13 protein-coding genes are annotated in these 18,535 nt (G+C 63.6%); 7 read left to right on the top strand and 6 right to left on the bottom strand.

All coding sequences use genetic code 11. The annotated features are described in order from the left end of the window. Nucleotides 1–85 precede the first annotated feature (85 nt). A complete protein-coding gene (locus CAG46_RS14120) occupies nt 86–1,669 on the bottom strand; it encodes a peptide chain release factor 3 (RefSeq protein ID WP_003257876.1) in 1,584 nt (527 codons plus the stop codon). A 558-nt stretch (nt 1,670–2,227) separates the two neighbouring features. Here CAG46_RS14120 and CAG46_RS14115 point away from each other — a divergent pair. From CAG46_RS14115 to CAG46_RS14100, 4 genes are read left to right on the top strand one after another with little or no spacing between them, the layout of a single operon-like run. After that, complete coding sequence (locus tag CAG46_RS14115; RefSeq protein WP_085616828.1) at nt 2,228–2,941, top strand: ABC transporter permease; 714 nt, start codon at nt 2,228–2,230, stop codon at nt 2,939–2,941. A 13-nt stretch (nt 2,942–2,954) separates the two neighbouring features. Next, a complete protein-coding gene (locus CAG46_RS14110; RefSeq protein WP_085616830.1) occupies nt 2,955–3,869 on the top strand; it encodes a glycine betaine ABC transporter substrate-binding protein in 915 nt (304 codons plus the stop codon). After that, nucleotides 3,866–4,519 carry an ABC transporter permease gene (locus CAG46_RS14105; protein WP_085616832.1) on the top strand — a complete coding sequence of 218 codons (654 nt, stop codon included), beginning with the start codon at nt 3,866–3,868 and terminating at the stop codon, nt 4,517–4,519. The genes CAG46_RS14110 and CAG46_RS14105 overlap by 4 nt, the downstream gene beginning before the upstream one ends. Then, on the top strand, nt 4,516–5,673 hold the full coding sequence (locus tag CAG46_RS14100) for a betaine/proline/choline family ABC transporter ATP-binding protein (protein WP_046615796.1): 1,158 nt from the start codon (nt 4,516–4,518) through the stop codon (nt 5,671–5,673). The genes CAG46_RS14105 and CAG46_RS14100 overlap by 4 nt, the downstream gene beginning before the upstream one ends. A gap of 253 nt (nt 5,674–5,926) precedes the next feature. Here the strand turns inward: CAG46_RS14100 and CAG46_RS14095 are convergent, their stop codons facing one another. The 3 genes from CAG46_RS14095 to CAG46_RS14085 all read right to left on the bottom strand — a co-directional run bounded on the left by CAG46_RS14095 (nt 5,927) and on the right by CAG46_RS14085 (nt 9,945). Further along, entirely contained in the window at nt 5,927–8,356 is a 2,430-nt protein-coding gene (locus CAG46_RS14095) for a TonB-dependent siderophore receptor (protein ID WP_085616834.1), read from the bottom strand. Nucleotides 8,357–8,464: 108 nt separating this feature from the next. Next, nucleotides 8,465–9,427, bottom strand: coding sequence for a FecR family protein (locus CAG46_RS14090; RefSeq protein WP_085616837.1), 963 nt, complete (start codon nt 9,425–9,427; stop codon nt 8,465–8,467). Between the two features lie 20 nt (nt 9,428–9,447). Further along, a complete protein-coding gene (locus tag CAG46_RS14085; RefSeq protein WP_013971037.1) occupies nt 9,448–9,945 on the bottom strand; it encodes a sigma-70 family RNA polymerase sigma factor in 498 nt (165 codons plus the stop codon). 494 nt (nt 9,946–10,439) lie between these two features. Here CAG46_RS14085 and CAG46_RS14080 point away from each other — a divergent pair, with 494 nt between their 5' ends. After that, nucleotides 10,440–11,603: a type III PLP-dependent enzyme gene (locus tag CAG46_RS14080; protein ID WP_025337787.1), complete on the top strand. Its 1,164-nt coding sequence runs from the start codon at nt 10,440–10,442 to the stop codon at nt 11,601–11,603. A gap of 74 nt (nt 11,604–11,677) precedes the next feature. Here CAG46_RS14080 and CAG46_RS14075 read toward each other — a convergent pair whose 3' ends face one another. Then, nucleotides 11,678–12,427: a tetratricopeptide repeat protein gene (locus CAG46_RS14075; protein ID WP_085616839.1), complete on the bottom strand. Its 750-nt coding sequence runs from the start codon at nt 12,425–12,427 to the stop codon at nt 11,678–11,680. Between the two features lie 3 nt (nt 12,428–12,430). Further along, complete coding sequence (locus CAG46_RS14070; RefSeq protein ID WP_075043838.1) at nt 12,431–13,111, bottom strand: Fe2+-dependent dioxygenase; 681 nt, start codon at nt 13,109–13,111, stop codon at nt 12,431–12,433. Nucleotides 13,112–13,333: 222 nt separating this feature from the next. Here CAG46_RS14070 and CAG46_RS14065 point away from each other — a divergent pair, with 222 nt between their 5' ends. Beyond that, entirely contained in the window at nt 13,334–15,607 is a 2,274-nt protein-coding gene (locus CAG46_RS14065) for a TonB-dependent siderophore receptor (RefSeq protein WP_085616841.1), read from the top strand. A 262-nt stretch (nt 15,608–15,869) separates the two neighbouring features. After that, complete coding sequence (locus CAG46_RS14060) at nt 15,870–18,425, top strand: sulfite reductase flavoprotein subunit alpha (protein WP_085616843.1); 2,556 nt, start codon at nt 15,870–15,872, stop codon at nt 18,423–18,425. Nucleotides 18,426–18,535 lie beyond the last annotated feature (110 nt).

Here is an 18,535-nt window from a genome sequence, read left to right as displayed (position 1 = left end):
GTTTACCCGCGAATGCGATGTTGAATTCACCGACGCATTCGCGGGTAAACCCGCTCCCACAGGGGGCAGATGCAAGCTTTCCGAATCAGTGGTGCTCGCGGGTAGCGCGGAACTTGATGTCCGGCCAGCGCTCTTCCATCAGCGACAGGTTGACCCGGGTCGGCGCCAGGTAGGTCAGGTGCCCGCCACCGTCGATGGCCAGGTTCTCCATGGCCTTGTTCTGGAATTCCTCGAGCTTCTTCTTGTCGTCACAGCCGATCCAGCGGGCCGACCATACGGTGATCGGCTCGTAGGCGCACTCGACCTTGTACTCTTCCTTCAGGCGGCTGGCGACCACGTCGAACTGCAGCACACCGACTGCACCGAGGATGATGTCGTTGCTGCGCTCTGGGAAGAACACCTGGGTAGCACCTTCTTCGGCCAGCTGTTGCAGGCCCTGGCGCAGCTGCTTGGATTTCAGTGGGTCCTTCAGGCGCACGCGGCGGAACAGCTCCGGGGCGAAGTGCGGGATACCGGTGAAGCCCAGCGCCTCGCCTTCGGTGAAGGTGTCGCCGATCTGGATGGTGCCGTGGTTGTGCAGGCCGATGATGTCGCCGGCATAGGCCTCTTCCAGCTGCTCGCGCTCGGAGGAGAAGAAGGTCAGCGCATCGCCGATACGCAGGTCCTTGTTGATCCGCACGTGGCGCATCTTCATGCCCTTCTCGTACTTGCCCGAGCAGATACGCATGAAGGCGATGCGGTCGCGGTGTTTCGGGTCCATGTTCGCCTGGATCTTGAACACGAAACCGGTGAACTTCTCTTCCACAGGCTCCACGGTGCGCTCGTGGGCAACACGGCCCAGCGGGCGCGGCGCCCAGTCGACGACGGCGTCAAGCACATGGTCGACACCGAAGTTGCCCAGCGCGGTACCGAAGAACACCGGAGTCAGCTGGCCGTTGATGAACTCTTCCTGGTTGAACTCGTGGCAGGCGCCCTGCACCAGCTCCAGCTGTTCGACGAACGAATCGTACTGGTCGCCCAGGTGGGCACGGGCTTCGTCCGAGTCCAGCTTCTGGATGATCTTGGCTTCGGTGCGCTCGTGGCCGTGGCCCGGGGTGTAGACCACGATGTAGTCACCGGTCAGGTGGTACACGCCCTTGAAGTCGCGGTAGCAACCGATCGGCCAGGTGATCGGCGCGGCCTTGATCTTCAGCACGGCTTCGATCTCGTCCAGCAGCTCGATCGGGTCGCGGATGTCGCGGTCGAGTTTGTTGATGAAGCTGACGATCGGCGTGTCGCGCAGGCGGCACACGTCCATCAGGGCGATGGTACGTGGCTCTACACCTTTACCGCCGTCGAGCACCATCAGCGCCGAGTCCACCGCGGTCAGGGTGCGGTAGGTGTCTTCCGAGAAGTCTTCGTGGCCGGGGGTGTCGAGCAGGTTGATCATGTGCTCGCGGTACGGGAACTGCATCACCGAGGTGGTGATGGAGATGCCGCGCTGCTTCTCCATTTCCATCCAGTCGGAGGTGGCGTGGCGGTCGGACTTGCGCGACTTCACGGTACCGGCGACGGCAATGGCCTTGCCCATCAGCAGCAGCTTCTCGGTGATGGTGGTCTTACCGGCGTCGGGGTGGGAAATGATTGCGAAAGTGCGGCGCTTCGCGACTTCGGCGGCCTGGTTGGTCATGGGAAATCGCCTGACTGGGGGATTTAAAAGGGGCGATATCATACCTGAAGTTGGGCCGGGACCAAAATTTGCTGAACCGGCGGTGCCTGTTCCGGCCTCTTCGCGGGTAAACCCGCTCCCACAGGTATCACACCGTCTTTGAAACCTGTGCAGGACCTGTGGGAGCGGGTTTACCCGCGAAAGGGCCCGCCCAGAGGCCACAAATTCGCCAGGCAATCGCTTTATCACGACAAATGGCCCAAGAGCAGTTATTTCAACGCCTACAGCACATTAACCCGCTGCTTTTTCTCGTCAATTTTCCAACCAACCAGTGATTAACGCTGGCCAAATGCCGCCCCAGATGGGAACCTTTACGCCCACGGAGACGTCCACTCCCCTGCAACCCGCTTCGGTTGGGGAGCTGGTTTCATCAGCATTTTCGGGCCCGACGGGGTTCGGCTCATGGCCTGATCGCAGCCTTCGGCCTGCATCACGCTGCTACTCGCGAACACACCACCCGCCGCCAGGACTGGCCGGCAACCAAGAAGTGTGCTCGCCGACTACACAAGGAGTCCGCCTGTGGCTGAACGCTACGGAAAAGGGCTGTTGGGATGGGCCGCCGTGCTCGTCATCCTGGCCCTGCTGGTCCACTGGATCGGCATCGACACGATCGCGCGGTATCGCGACGATCTTGGGTTCTACCTGCAAGCGCACCTGGTACTGGTGCTGGCTTCGATGGCGGCGGCGCTGGCCGTGGGCATCCCCGCCGGCATTGCGTTAAGTCGACCGCACCGGGTCGACAAAGCCGAGCGCTTCATGCAGTTGTTCAACGTTGGTAACACCATCCCTCCCCTGGCCGTTCTGGCCATCGCCCTGAGTATCCTGGGCATCGGCGCCGGGCCCGCGATCTTCGCGCTGTTCCTCGCCTCCCTCCTGCCCATCGTGCGCAACACCTACGAGGGCCTGAAAAACGTCCCCGCCTCGCTCAAGGAAGCCGCCACCGGCATCGGCATGACCCCGCGCCAGCAACTGTGGCAGGTGGAGCTGCCCAACGCCGTGCCGATCATCGTTGGCGGTGTGCGCGTGGCCCTGGCGCTGAACGTCGGCACCGCACCGCTGGCGTTCCTGATTGGCGCCAACAGCCTGGGCAGCCTGATCTTCCCCGGCATCGCCCTGAACAACCAGCCACAGCTGCTGCTGGGGGCTGCCTGCACTGCACTGCTGGCGCTGGCGCTGGACGCGGCGGTGAGTTTTTCCAGCAAGCGCTGGCTGGAACGTGGCCTGGCCCAATAAAGATAGGGAACGTATGAACAAGAGAATCGCCTTGCTGCTGGGCGCGGCCCTGCTGTTCGCAGGATTTGCCCAGGCGGCGGACAAACCGCTGATCCGCATCGGCGCGCGGGTGTTCACCGAACAGACCGTACTCGCCGAAATCACCGCGCAATACCTGCGCGCCAACGGCTATGATGTGCGCGTCACCACCGGCCTTGGCAGCAATATCGCGCGCCAGGCCCAGGAAACCGGCCAGCTCGACCTGATGTGGGAATACACCGGCGTGTCGCTGGTGTCGTACAACCATATCGACGAGCGCATGCCCAGTGCCGAGGCAACCTTCGCCAGGGTCAAGGTGCTGGATGCCAAGAAGGACCTGATCTGGCTGACCCCGTCGAAGTTCAGCAACACCTACGCCCTGGGCCTGCCCAAGCAGGTGGCCGAGGCCTATCCGCAGGTCAACACCATCAGCGACCTCAACCAGGTACTGCGTGACGAAAGCCACCGCAACCACCTGGTGGCGCTGGACACCGAGTTCGCCAACCGCCCCGATGGCCTGGTCGGCCTGCGCGAGATGTACGGCCTGCCGCTGGACCGCCGCAATATCCGCCAGATGGACGGCGGCCTGGTGTACACCGCGATGCGCAACAACCAGGTGTTCGCCGGGCTGGTGTACACCACCGACGGCCGCCTGAACGCCTTCGACCTCAAGCTGCTGGAGGACGACAAGCACTACTTCCCCGACTACACCGCCGCGCCGGTGGTGCGCAAAGCCGTGCTCGACGCCAACCCGCAGCTGGCCGGCCTGCTCAAGCCACTGGCCGAACAGCTGGATGACGCAACCATGCGCCAGCTCAACGCCAAGGTCGATGTCGAGCACCAGAACCCGACTGCCGTGGCCGCCACCTTCCTGCGTGAGCACCCACTGAACAGCGAGGGCCAGCCATGAACCTGATCGATACCTTCAACCACCTGGACTGGGCCCAGGTGCTGCAACTGACCTGGCAGCACATCATGCTGGTCGGCGTCGCCGTGGGCCTGGCGATCGTCGTCGGCGTACCGCTGGGCATCCTGATGACCCGGTTCCCGGCCGTCGCCGGCCCATTGCAGGCCAGCGCCACGGTGTTGCTGACCATCCCCTCGATCGCCCTGTTCGGCCTGCTGCTGCCGTTCTACTCCAAGTTCGGCCAGGGCCTCGGGCCGCTGCCGGCGATCACTGCGGTGTTTCTCTACTCACTGCTGCCGATCATGCGCAACACCTACCTGGCCCTGACCAACGTCGAGCCCGGCATCCGTGAAGCCGCGCGCGGCATCGGCATGACCTTCGGCCAGCGCCTGCGCATGGTCGAACTGCCCATCGCCGTGCCGGTGATCCTCGCCGGCGTGCGCACCGCCGTGGTGATGAACATCGGCGTGATGACCATCGCCGCCACCATCGGCGCCGGCGGCCTTGGCGTACTCATCCTCACCTCCATCAGCCGCAGCGACATGTCGATGCTGCTGGTCGGCGCCGTGCTGGTCAGCCTGCTGGCGATCATCGCCGACCTGCTCCTGCAAACCCTGCAACGTGCCCTGACTCCAGAAGGACTGCGCTCATGATCGAACTGAAGAACCTCAGCAAAACCTTCAACGTCAACGGCAAGGACGTCAAAGCCGTCGACTCGGTAAGCCTCACCGTCAACGAAGGGGAAATCTGCGTATTCCTCGGCCCCTCGGGCTGCGGCAAGAGCACTACCCTGAAAATGATCAACCGCCTGATCACGCCCACTTCCGGCCAGGTGTTCATCAATGGCGAAGACACCACCGGGCTGGACGAGGTCACCCTGCGCCGGCACATCGGCTATGTCATCCAGCAGATCGGCCTGTTCCCCAACATGACCATCGAGGAGAACATCACCGTGGTGCCGCGCCTGCTCGGCTGGGACAAACAGAAGTGCCATGAACGCGCCCGCGAGCTGATGCACATGATCAAGCTGGAGCCCAAGCAGTATCTGCAGCGCTACCCGCGCGAGCTGTCCGGCGGACAGCAGCAGCGTATCGGCGTGATCCGCGCCTTGGCGGCGGAAGCGCCGGTGCTGCTGATGGACGAGCCGTTCGGCGCGGTCGACCCGATCAACCGCGAGATGATCCAGAACGAGTTCTTCGAGATGCAGCGGGCATTGAACAAGACCGTGATCATGGTCAGCCATGACATCGACGAAGCGATCAAGCTGGGCGACAAGATCGCCATCTTCCGCGCCGGCAAGCTGTTGCAGCTGGACCACCCGGACACCTTGCTGGCGCACCCGGCGGACGAGTTCGTCAGCAACTTCGTCGGCCAGGACAGCACCCTCAAGCGCCTGCTGCTGGTGCGTGCGGAGGATGCGGCAGACAACGCGCCATCGGTAAGCCCGCAGACGCCGGTGAGCGATGCGCTGGAGCTGCTGGACGAGCACGACCGCCGCTACGTGGTGGTGACCGATGCGCAGAACAAGGCACTGGGCTACGTGCGCCGGCGTGACATGCATCGCCAGCAAGGGACTTGTGGCGACTTCCTGCGGCCGTTCAATGCCACGGCGTCGCATGATGAGCATTTGCGCATCCTGTTGTCGCGGATGTACGAGTTCAACCGGGCGTGGCTGCCGGTGCTGGATGCCGAGCAGGTGTTCCTGGGCGAGGTGACGCAGGAGTCGATTGCGGCGTACCTGAGTTCGGGGCGCTCGCGGGGGGCCAAGACCAGCATTGTCTCGCCGGCCGAGGCGGTGATTTCGTAAACGCCGGGGGCGCGCTGCGCCCCTTTCGCGACGCAAGGCCGCTCCTACAGCAGATCGCGTTCCTGTGTAGGAGCGGCCTTGTGTCGCGATGGGCCGCAAAGCGGCCCCGGCAATCTAGGCTCAAAACCCAGGTAATGGATTGCCTGTGCCGGCCTCTTCGCGGGTAAACCCGCTCCCACAGGGTCGATGCAAGGCTAAAGACCTGCGCGGTACCTGTGGGAGCTGGTTCACCCGCGAAGCAGGCGACGCGATGTCAGAACCCTACACTGGCCTGCACATAGAAGGTCCGCGGCTCACCCACATAGATGCCGGCATTGTTGTCGCTGGAGCGGGTGAAGTACTGCTTGTCGAACAGGTTCTTCACCCCCGCCGCCAGCTTCAGGTTGGACATCTGGGGCCCGAACTCATACCCGCCACGGGCATGCCAGGTCACGTAACCCGGAATATCACCGTACTGCCCATCCGCACTGGGCTCGGTGATGTAGTCGCCGTTGAAGCTGCCATCGGCATTGATCCCGGTACCCGGCGCGCGCTGCTTGGATTGGGCGTAGGCATCCAGGTTCCAGGTCCAGTGGTTGACCGCGTAACGCACCCCGGCAGTAGCCACCTGGCGTGAATAGAACGGCAGGTCACGGCCCTCGAAGCCAGGAATGTCCCCTTCATAAGTAGCGCGGGTATAGGTATAGCCACCGCTCACCGACAACCCTTCCAGGCGCGGGTCCAGCCCGTCCAGGTCATAGCGCACCGAGGCCTCGATACCCTGGTGCTTGGTCGCGCCGAGGTTGGTCCAGCCCACGTCGTTGCTGATGTACTGCAGTTCGTCATCGAAGTCGATGTAGAACGCCGTCAGCTCACCGGCAAAGCCGCCATTGTCATAGCGGGTACCGATCTCGTAGGTCTTGGCCTTTTCCGGCTCCAGGCCATTGGCCGTGCTGTCGCCAGTACCACCCTGGCCCAGCTGGAAGTACTGCAGGCTGCCGAACGAGGTCTCGTAGTTGGCGAACACCTTCCACGCATCGGAGATGTGGTACATCACGCTCAGCGCCGGCAGTGGCTCGTTGCTGGTGATGCTGCGCTTCTTCTCCGGCACCGGCTGGCCGTTGGCACCGAGCACCGGGCGGTCGCGCCAGTCGGTGTTGATATGCTCGAAGCGGATACCTGGGGTGATGGTCCAGTTACCCACGTCGATCTTGTCGTCGATGTAGTAGGCGCTGGCCTCGGTACCACCGCTGCGGTCCTGGAACACATGGCCGTCGGAGGTCGGGGTCGGCGTCGGCACGTTGTCGATCAGCGCCAGGCGGGTCGACTGCTCACGCATCGCTTCCTTCAGGTAGCGGTAGCCCACGCTGACTTCCTGGGTGGTCGGGCCGGCGAAGAAGATCCGCGACAGCCGCGGCTCGATGGCAAAGGTATGGTAGTTGCGCGGGTACGACGACAGGGTCTTCATGTCGCGCGAGGCAATGGCGCTGCCGCGGAAGCTGTCGGTGTAGTAGGTCAGCACTTCGAACTGGGTGGCGTCGTCGAGCTGGCGCTGCCACTTGAACGACACGTCCTTGCGCCGGCCGGCGAAGTAGTCGTAGTCGCGCAGCGACTGGTACGGGTTGCTGTCGTATTGCGCCTGGGTCAGGCCGCCAGGCATGTCGGCTCGGCCGTCGTAGTAGTGGAAGTTGAGCCAGAACTCGTCAACGTCGGTCGGCGCCCAGTGGGTCTTGAGGATGACGTCGTCGATGTCGTTGCCGTTGTTGCTTTCACGGTAGCCGTTGCCATTCACCCCGGTGTACAGCAGCGCCACGCCCATGCCGTTGTCCGCCGTGCCGCCGACGAAGGCCGACTCGGTGTGTTTCCAGCCACCATGCTGGGAGGTTTCCAGGGTGGTGGACAGCTCGGCCGAGGCCTTCTCCGGGATAGCCCGGGTAACGAAGTTGATCACCCCGCCGACGTTCTGTGGGCCATAACGCACGGAGCCGGCGCCACGCACCACGTCGATGCTGTCGAGGTTGCCCGAGGAAATCGGCGCCATCGACAGCTGCGGCTGGCCATAGGGCGCGAAGGCGGCCGGGATGCCGTCGATCAGCACCGTGGAGCGTGGCGACAGGCGCGAAGTCAGGCCGCGAACACCCACGTTCAGCGACAGGTCGCTGCCGCCGGTGCCGTTGGAGTCCTGCACCTGCACGCCCGGGATGCCGCGCAGCACGTCGCGCACGTTCATTGCGCCCTTCTCCACCATCGCTTCGCGGCGTACCACGGTGCGCGCGCCGGGGTGGTTCTGCACCACGCTCTGCTGGGCATCGCCCAGCCAGTCACCCACCACCTTGATGTCGGTGGGCGCCAGCTCCAGGCTGCCGGTGGTGAGGGTGCCATCGGCCTGGGCCGGCTTGACCACCACGGTGCCCTGGGACATCTCGTAGGTCAGGCCGCTGCCTTGCAGCAGCTGCTGCAGCGCCTGCTCGGGCGCCAGCTGGCCGGACACCGCCGGGGCCTGCTTGCCGGCCACCAGCTCGGGGCTGAAGAACAGCTGCAGGTTGGTCTGCTGGCCCAGCTGGTTCAGCGCCGAAGCCAAGGGTTGGGCCTGGATCTGGATGGTGCTGCCGGCCTCTGCGGCCTGACTGTTGACGGCCACGGCGCTGACCGCCAGGGCCAGCGCCAAGGCGCGGAAGCGTGGGAAGGGCTTGTTGTTGTTCACGTCGTCGAAACTTCCTGGAATACGGAATAAACGCCAACCGCATGCAAATGGAAATGCTTGGCAGTTGCAGCTGGCGGGGAAGACGAACGAGCGGAAAAAAACCTGAATCTATTTCGCGATTATTTCGCGCGAGCCATCTTCATGGGCCTTGATGGCCACCGGCAGGATGCTCGGCAAGGCACGCAGCAGCGCGTCGGTGTCGTCGGTGCTGAAGGTGCTGGACAGCCGCAGCTGCGAGACTTTGCCGGGGGCGACCCGCAGCGGCTGGCTGCGGTAGCGCGAGGCTTCGGCCACCACCTCGGCCAGGGTGGCGTTGTCGAACACCAGCCTGCCTTGGCGCCACGCAGTCAGAGCGCCGGTATTCACCGCATAGGGCGCCGCCACCTGGCCTTGTGCATCTATATGCGAGCCCTGGCCCGCCGTGAGCTGCGCCAGCGAGGCGCCCTTGCCCTGCACACGTACCGAGCCCTGCTCCACCGCCACGCGGGTGCTGGCCGGGTCCAGGCGGACGTCGAAACGGGTACCGGTGACAGTCACGCTGCCCTGGGCGGTGTCGACCACGAACGGCCTGCCACTGTCGTGGGCGACGGTGAACATCACCTCGCCCGCCATCAGCCGGACATGCCGCTGGCCGGCGCTGAAAGCGACCTGCACTTGCGTGCTGCCGTTGAGTTCAAGGTGCGAACCATCCGGCAGTTCGACCTGGCGGCGTTCGTTGAAGGCGGTCTGCAAGCTGCCCTGGTGATTCAGTTGCTGGTAGTGCCAGCCGCCCCAGCCCAGGCCCAACGCCAGTGCGGCCACGCTGGCGGCCAAGGCCTGGCGCACGAAGCGCCGACGTGGCAACTGGCGTACCGGTGCCGGCTGGCACAGCGCTTCCAGGCGCTGGCGCGGGATGAAGTCGGTGGCCTGCCACAGACGGGCGAGCTGCTGGTACTCATCACGGTGCCGTGCATCGCCTTCCAGCCAGACGTGCAGCTGCGCCTGCAGCCCGGCATCGCGAGGCGCATCCTGCACCCGGGCGAACCACGCGGCCGCCTGCTCGCGGACGGTATCGGTACCGTGCTGTTTCATCGAAAAGGTCTCCTGACTCATCATGCCGACACATCCAGGTGCTCACGCAGATGCCGGAGCGTGCGGATCATATACTTTTCGACCATGTTCTTGCTCAACCCCATGCGCTCGGCGATCTCGGCCTGGGTCAGGCCTTCGAGCTTCTGCCAGATGAACACCTGCCGGCAATTGAGCGGCAGTTCGGCCAGCGCCCGCTCGACACTGTCGGCCAGCTCCAGCGCATGCACGTAGGCCTCGGGGTCGCCACTGCCGGCCACGCCTTCGTCGAAGGCTTCCAGCTCCAGGGCCTGGCGGCGGTCCTCGCGCCGGAAACCATCCACGGCAATATTGCGGGCGGTCTGGTGCAGGTAGGCGCGTGGCTGCTCGACCTGCTCGCGCGGGTTTTCCAGTACCCGGACAAAGGCATCGTGGGTGAGGTCCTCGGCCTGCTGTCGACTGCGCAACTTGCGCGTCCAGGTGCCGATCAGCTCATGGTAGTGGTCGAGGAAGCCTTTGGGTCCGGACACGGTCGGGGTCATCAGGGAGGCAGACAAGGGTGCGAATAGTAATGTTTCGCATCAAACACGGCAATTCCGCCAGTCGGTAACAAAAAATTTATCGTCTTTTTCATGCACGGCGGTGCCAGCGAAATGTGGCCATAAATATGAACACCTGAGGCCCTTTCGCGGGCACGCCCGCTCCCACAGGAACCGCGAGATGCCTGTGGGAGCGGGCGTACCCGCGAAGGAGCGAACGCGCTCCATTCCACTATTTTTTACGCTTGAAACACTCCGGGGAACATCAGCCGGTCACATGGGTCGGTTATTCAAATGGCAGGTCGTCGATCCGCGTCGATCACGCCCGGATTGCCTGTTGATTCTGCATTCTTCACGCCCTAAAGTGCGCGCCGAACGTCCATGCTGGAAACGATCCATCCGGCTCAAGTACTGAGTAGGCGAACCAAAGTGGGGATACGGAGGACGTTCAGTTTGCAGCCACTTAAATTTTCAGTTTGCCCATGGAGTCCCTGAGCATGTCGATCCAGGTCGAAGACTATTTCGCGCGTGACACCTTCCAGAAAATGAAGGCGTTCGCCGACAAGCAGGAAACCCCGTTCGTACTCATCGACACCCAGATGATCAGCCAGGCCTATGACGACCTGCGTGCTGGTTTCGAATTCGCCAAGGTGTACTACGCGGTCAAGGCCAACCCGGCCGTGGAAATCATCGACCTGCTCAAAGAGAAAGGTTCGAGCTTCGACATCGCCTCGATCTACGAGCTGGACAAGGTGCTGGGCCGCGGCGTCAGCGCCGACCGTATCAGCTACGGCAACACCATCAAGAAGTCCAAGGACATCCGCTACTTCTACGAGAAGGGCGTGCGCCTGTATGCCACCGACTCGGAAGCCGACCTGCGCAACATCGCCAAGGCCGCGCCGGGTTCGAAGGTGTACGTGCGTATCCTCACCGAAGGCTCGACCACTGCCGACTGGCCGCTGTCGCGTAAATTCGGCTGCCAGACCGACATGGCCATGGACCTGCTGATCCTCGCCCGCGACCTGGGCCTGGTGCCTTACGGCATTTCCTTCCATGTTGGCTCGCAGCAGCGCGACATCAGTGTGTGGGATGCTGCCATCGCCAAGGTCAAGGTGATCTTCGAGCGCCTGAAGGAAGAAGACGGCATCGAGCTGAAGCTGATCAACATGGGTGGCGGCTTCCCGGCCAACTACATCACCCGGACCAACAGCCTGGAAACCTACGCCGAAGAGATCATCCGCTTCCTGAAGGAAGACTTCGGTGACGACCTGCCGGAAATCATCCTCGAGCCGGGCCGTTCGCTGATTGCCAACGCCGGCATCCTGGTCAGCGAAGTGGTCCTGGTTGCACGCAAGTCGCGCACCGCCGTCGAGCGCTGGATCTACACCGACGTGGGCAAGTTCTCCGGCCTGATCGAAACCATGGACGAAGCCATCAAGTTCCCGATCTGGACCGAGAAGAAAGGCGAGGCCGAAGAAGTGGTCATCGCCGGCCCGACCTGCGACAGCGCCGACATCATGTACGAAAACTACAAGTACGGCCTGCCGCTGAACCTGGCCATCGGCGACCGTCTGTACTGGTTGTCGACCGGTGCCTACACCACCAGCTACAGCGCAGTGGAATTCAACGGCTTCCCGCCGCTGAAGGCTTACTACCTGTAACGCAAGACGGGGCCGCAAGGCCCCGTTTTCATTTGTGCTTTCCTGTACCGGCCCTATCGCCGGCACAGGCAACCTCAGTTCCCTCGCCGTTCGATCTCCTCGGCATACCGCGCCGCAAAGGCCATCAACACCGGCCCCGCCCCCTGCAAGGTCACCAGCGCGCTGCGCAGGAAATTCATGTTCCCCTCGACCCGCGCCCGCTCCAGCCAGGGCCCGGCTTCCGCCACCTGCCCGCGCTCGACCAGCACCAGCCCCAGGCTGAACATGCCTCGAAAGTCCCCCGCCTCGGCCGAACGCCGATACCAGCGCACCGCCCGTGTCGGATTGGGCGCCGTGGCGATGCCTTGCTCCAGGTAACGCCCGTACAGGTTCATCGACTTGGCATGCCCCATGTGCGCGGCCTTCTCGTAGCACATCAGCGCCTGCGCCTGGTTGGCCGGTATTCCGCGCCCGGTGGCCAGCAGGTTGCCCAGGTTGTACAACCCCCAGTCCAGCCCGGCATCGGCCGCTCGCGCATAGTGGATGGCCGCCTGTGCCTGGCTTGGCTCACCGCCCCAGCCATGCTCCAGGCAACGCCCCAGCATGTTGTGCGCCATGGCACTGCCGCCCTGCGCGGCGATGCCGAACCAGCGCCTGGCCACGGCGGCATCCGCCTGAATGCCGCGCCCGTCGAGCAGGATCTGCCCCAGCAGCAACTGTGCCTCCACCGCGCCCTGCCCGGCCGCCGCCAGGATCGCCTGGGCGGCCTTGCCAGGGCTTTCTTCCAGCATGGCCTGCAAACCGGCCACATCAACCACTTCCTCACGCCGCAACTGATAGGACACGGCTCAGACCTCGGCCCAGCGGCGCAGCAGGTTGTGGTAGGTGCCGGTCAGCTGTAGCAGTGATGGATGATCCGGCACATCGGCAGTCAGTTGCTGGATGGCATTGTCCATCTCGAACAGCAACGCCCGCTGGCTGTCCTCGCGCACCAGGCTCTGGGTCCAGAAGAATGCGGCGTAACGCTGGCCACGAGTAACCGGGTTGACCTTGTGCAGGCTGGTGCCGGGGTACAGCACCAGGTCACCGGCGGCCAGCTTGACCTGCTGCACGCCATAGGTGTCCTGGATCACCAGCTCGCCGCCGTCGTAGCTGTCCGGATCGCTGAGGAACAGTGTGGAAGAAAGATCGGTACGCACCCGCTCCGGGCTGCCCTTGGGCTGGCGCAGGGCGTTGTCGATGTGGAAGCCGAAATTGCCGCCTTCGCGGTAGCAGTTGATCAGCGGCGGGAACACCTTGTGCGGCAAGGCTGCAGACATGAAGCGCGGGGTCTGCCACAGGCGGTCGATCAGCGCACTGCCGATCTCCTTGGCCAGCGGGTGGCCTTCCGGCAACTGCAGGTTGTGCTTGGCCTTGGCCGACTGGTAGCCGGCCGTGATCTTGCCGTCGGCCCAGTCGGCCTGCTCCAGCGCCTCGCGGATACGGGCCAGTTCATCGGCGTGAAACAGGCCGGGGATGTGAAGCAGCATGGCGGCAGCACCGTTGGAAAATGTAAAGGCGCCAATGATATTGATTCCCTTTTGCGCTTCACAAGCCCCATTCGCCGCTTAAGACGTTTCAGCTTGATGAAACCGTAAAGGCAAATTGTAAAGATTGTAAATTCTTCACGAATGGTAACGACTCTCAATTGTGAGTCACAATTGCTTACATTAAGATCCGCGGCCTTAACACCTTGGGGAAGGTCCTTAGCAATGCGCCAGTACGTACCATCTGCAGTGAGTTCACCACGCCTGATCGTGTCTGCCATCGGCGTCGCCCTCAGCGCTTCGTCAGCCTATGCCGCTGACCCGGCCGCCAGCAGCGCTATCACCCTCGACGCCACCAGCGTCAACGGCAAGGCTGAACAGGCCAGCACCGATTACAAGGTCGACAAGGCCTCTTCGCAGAAGTACACCGCACCGCTGGTAGATACCCCGCGCTCGATCACCGTGATCCCGCAGCAAGTGATCAAGGACACCAGCGCCCTGACCCTGCAGGATGCACTGCGCACCGTGCCGGGCATCACCATGGGTGCCGGCGAAGGTGGCAACCCCTCCGGCGATCGCCCATTCATTCGCGGCTTCGACAGCCAAAGCTCGATGTACCTGGACGGCGTGCGCGATACCGGTTCGCAAACCCGCGAAATCTTCGCCATCGAGTCGGTGGAAGTGGCCAAGGGCCCGAACTCCTCGATCGCTGGTCGCGGTGCTGCTGGTGGCACCATCAACATGGTCAGCAAGCGTGCGCACCTGGGCAACTCGCTCGACGGCGCCTGGACCTGGGGCAGCGATCAGACCCAGCGCTACACCCTGGATGGCAACTATCAGTTCAGCGACAGCGTCGCTGGCCGCCTGAACCTGATGACCCACAAAAGCAACGTCGCCGGCCGCGATGAGGTCAACTACGACCGCTGGGGCGTGGCACCTTCGCTGGTGTTCGGTCTGGGCACCGATACCCGCGTGAGCCTTGACTACTACCACGTGGAAAGCGACGACCTGCCGGATTCGGGAATTCCCTACAGCCTGCGCTCCGGCAGCTCGGCCGCTCGCACCTCGGCCAACCCGGACAAACCGACCCACGGCGGTGGCAGCAGCAGCAACTACTACGGCCTGGTCGGTCGCGATTTCTCCAAGAGCCGTGCAGATATCTCGACCATCAGCATCGAGCACGACCTGAGCGACTCGCTGACCTTCAAGAACACCTTGCGCCATGGCAACACGCTGCAGGATTACATCTACAGCCAGCCAGACGACAGCAAAGGCAACATCCTCAACGGTGAAGTCTGGCGTCGCCCGAACAACCGTGTCGCCAACACCCGCACGACCACCAACCAGACCGACCTGTATGGCGATTTCTACGTTGGTGGCATGAAGAACAGCTTCTCCACCGGTATCGAACTCAGCCGGGAAACATCGGTGAAATCGGGCTACGACGTCACCGGTTTCGGCGCTGGCAACTGCTCGAGCGCAACAGGCCAGATCTCCGGTGTCTGTACCTCGTTCCCGAACCCCAATCCGCATGAAGAGTGGGACGGCACCATCAGCCGCACCGAAGCCGGTGCCGATACTTCTGGCAACACGCGCGCCATCTACTTCACCGACACGCTGGAGCTCGACCCGGCCTGGTTGCTGACCATGGGCCTGCGTTACGACCACTTCGACACCAAGGTCAAGACCAAAGCGGCCAACGGTTCTACCAGCTTCAAGACCGAAGACACCAGTGAGTTCGTCACTGGCCAACTGGGCCTGACCTGGAAGCCTGCCGAGAACGGCAGCATCTATGTGTCCTATGCCACCTCCGCCACCCCGCCTGGCGCCTCGCTCGGCGAAGGTTCCGACGGCAACGCGCTGGTCACGGCCACCACCACCAGCGAGCTGAAACCGGAAAAAACCACCAACTACGAAATCGGTACCAAGTGGGATCTGCTCGACGAACGCCTGGCGTTGACCGCGGCCATTTTCCGCACCGAGAAGGAAGACGCTCGTGTACTGGTGGATAACAACACCTACCAGAACATCGGCAAGACCCGTGTCGATGGCCTGGAGCTCAGCGCCAGCGGCAAGCTGACCGACGCGTGGCAAGTATTCGCCGGCTACACCTACCTGGATGCCAAGCTCGTCGACGGCGGCGCGCAGCGGGTCGGCACGGTGTTCATCGATGGTTACAACGATGGCAACCAGCTGCCTAACACGCCGAACAACAGCCTGACCCTGTGGACCACCTACAACGTCACGCCGAAGCTGACCATTGGTGGTGGTGCCTTCTACGTCGATGAAGTGTTCGGCAACACCACCAACAGCGTGATGGTCGACTCGTACTGGCGCTACGACGCCATGGCCAGCTACAAGCTGACCAAGCACGTCGACCTGCAGTTGAACGTGCAGAACCTCACCAACGAGGTCTACTACGACAAGGCCTACAGTGGGCACTATGCCAACCAGGCCGCCGGGCGGACTGCGCTGTTGACCACCAGCTTCCACTTCTGATGCCGGGATGGGGTTGATCTGTTGAATGGGCTGCGCCTGTGCCGGCCCTTTCGCGGGTGAACCCGCTCCCACAGAGATATCACTGGACCTGAGGTCAGTGCAGTACCTGTGGGAGCGGGTTCACCCGCGAAGAGGCCGGTACAGACAACACAAGCCTGACTGACGAGCCCACCCTGCCCCGTTCATTCCCGTGAGCGGGGCATTTGCGTATCAAGGCATAATGCACGCCGCGCAGTGTGCGGCAGAAACACAAGGTGATCATGTGGTGAAGAAGACGCTGTTCCAATTGCACTGGTTCTTTGGCATCACCGCTGGCCTGGTGCTGGCCTTGATGGGTATCACCGGGGCCTTGTACTCGTTTCAGGAAGAACTGCTGCGCGCGCTGAATGCCGATGTCCTGAAGGTCCAGGTGCGCCCGGAGGGCGTGCTGCCCCCGGCCGAACTGGTCCAGCGGGTCGAGGCCCAGCAGCACGACAAGGTGGCGATGCTGTGGGTCGATGTACGCGAAGGCAACGCCGCACGCGTCTTCTTCACCCCACCACCAGGCGAGCGCCGTGGCCAGTTGCGCTATGCCGACCCGTACACCGGCGAACTCAAGGGAGAAGTGGCTGGGCAAGGCTTCTTCAACCTCATGCTCAACCTGCATCGCTTCCTGGCCATGGGCGACAGCGGCCGGCAGATCACCGGTGCCTGCACCCTGATGCTGGTGTTCTTCTGCCTCTCCGGCCTGTACCTGCGCTGGCCGCGCAAGGCGCTGGACTGGCGCACCTGGCTGACCTTCGACTGGGCCAAGAAAGGCCGCGCCTTCAACTGGGACCTGCACGCGGTGGCCGGCACCTGGTGCCTGCTGTTCTACCTGCTGTTCGCCCTGACCGGGCTGTTCTGGTCCTACGAGTGGTACCGCGAGGGCCTGAACAAGCTGCTGGCCGACGCGCCGGCCGCCGGCCAGCAGCAAAAGCGCGGCGAAGGCCGGGGCCGCCACGGGCCGCAGAAGATCGACAAGAACGCCCCGCCGCTGGTGGTCGACTACGACGCGATCTGGGCCAACCTCAAGGACGCTGCCGGCCCGGGCCTGGCCATGTACAACCTGCGCCTGCCACCGGTAGGCGGCCAGCCGGCCAACCTGTTCTACCTGCTGGACAACGCCGACCACCCACGTGCCTTCAACACCCTGGTACTGGACCCGGCCAGCGGCCAGGTGAAAAGGCATGACCGCTACACCGACAAATCCTTCAAGGCCCAGTTGCTGCAGAGCGTCTACGCCCTGCACGTGGGCGAATACTTCGGCCTGCCGGGGCGCATCATCGTCACCATCGCCAGCCTGACCATGCCGCTGTTCTTCGTCACCGGCTGGCTGCTGTACCTCGACCGCCGTCGCAAGAAGCGCCAGGTACGTGCCGCCCGTGGCAACGTCACCAGCAACACCACCAGCGGCGACAGCTGGCTGATCGGCTTTGCCAGCCAGAGCGGGCTTGCCGAACAACTGGCCTGGCAGAGCGCCGGGCAGCTTCAGGCCGCCGGCCTGCCCGTGCAGGTACGCGCCCTGGCAGAACTGGGTGAAAGCGACCTGCGCCAGGCCCGCCGTGCGCTGTTCGTGGTCAGCACCTTCGGCGACGGCGAAGCCCCCGACAGCGCCCGCGCCTTCGAGCGCAAAGTGCTCGGCCAACCTTGGGCGCTGAACAACCTCAGCTATGCCCTGCTCGCCCTCGGTGACCGCCAGTATCCGCACTTCTGCGGCTTCGCCCGCCGCCTGCAGGCATGGCTGGGTGAACGCGGTGCCAGCAGTGCGTTCAGCCCAGTGGAAGTGGACAACGCCGACCAGGCCGCGCTGCAGCAGTGGCAGCAGCAACTGGCGCAACTGACCGGCGCCCAGCCAGTGGCCGCCTGGCAGCCGCCGAGTTTCGGCAACTGGTCGCTGGTGCGCCGCGAACTGCTCAACCCGGGCAGCCAGGGCCAGCCGGTGTACCTGCTGGGCCTGCGACCGGAACAGCCCGCCAGCTGGGAAGCTGGCGACCTGGTGGAGATCCTGCCGCTCAACGGCCAGCCGAGGATCGACGCCTTCCTCGATGGCATGGCGCTGGACGCCGGGGCCAAGGTGCAAGTGAATGGCCTGAGCGAAACCCTCGCCCAGGCCCTGGCCGGCCGCCAGTTGCCGACCCGTCGCGATCACCTGATCGGCCTACAGCCGCAAGCACTGGTCGACGCACTGGTGCCGATCGGCAGCCGCGAGTACTCGATTGCCTCGATCGCCAGCGATGGCGTGCTGGAGCTGATCGTGCGCCAGGAGCGCCATGCCGATGGCAATCTGGGCCTGGGTTCCGGCTGGCTGACCGAATACCTGCCGCTTGACGGTACGCTGAGCCTGCGTTTGCGGCGCAACAGCAGCTTCCACCTGCCGGAAACGGCTGCACCGCTGGTGTTGATTGGCAACGGTACCGGCCTGGCCGGCCTGCGCAGCTTGCTCCGCGCGCGGGTGAATGCTGGCGAGCAGCGCAACTGGCTGCTGTTCGGCGAGCGTAACCGGGCGCATGACCTGCTGTGCGGCAACGAGCTGCAAGGCTGGCTGGACAACGGCGACCTGGCACGCCTGGACCTCGCATTTTCGCGGGATCAGGCCGACAAGGTGTATGTGCAGGATGTGTTGCTGCAGCAGGCTGAAGAGTTCAAGCGCTGGGTCGCGGATGGTGCCTGTGTGTATGTATGTGGCAGCCTGCAAGGCATGGCTGCCGGGGTGGATGCGGCGCTCACCGGCATCCTCGGGGAAGCGGTAGTGCAGCAGCTGATCGAGGATGGGCGGTATCGGCGGGATGTGTACTGATCGGAAACTGATGTAACCAGCACCGGCCTCTTCGCGGGTAAACCCGCTCCCACAGGGTCCTCACAGATTTTGAATACTGTGCGGTACCTGTGGGAGCGGGTTTACCCGCG

It is taken from the genome of Pseudomonas sp. B23(2017) (assembly GCF_002113725.1).
Lineage (GTDB): Bacteria > Pseudomonadota > Gammaproteobacteria > Pseudomonadales > Pseudomonadaceae > Aquipseudomonas > Aquipseudomonas putida_Z.
The sequence above is the reverse complement of the archived record's forward strand: the minus strand, read 5'-3'. Positions and strand labels throughout refer to the sequence as shown.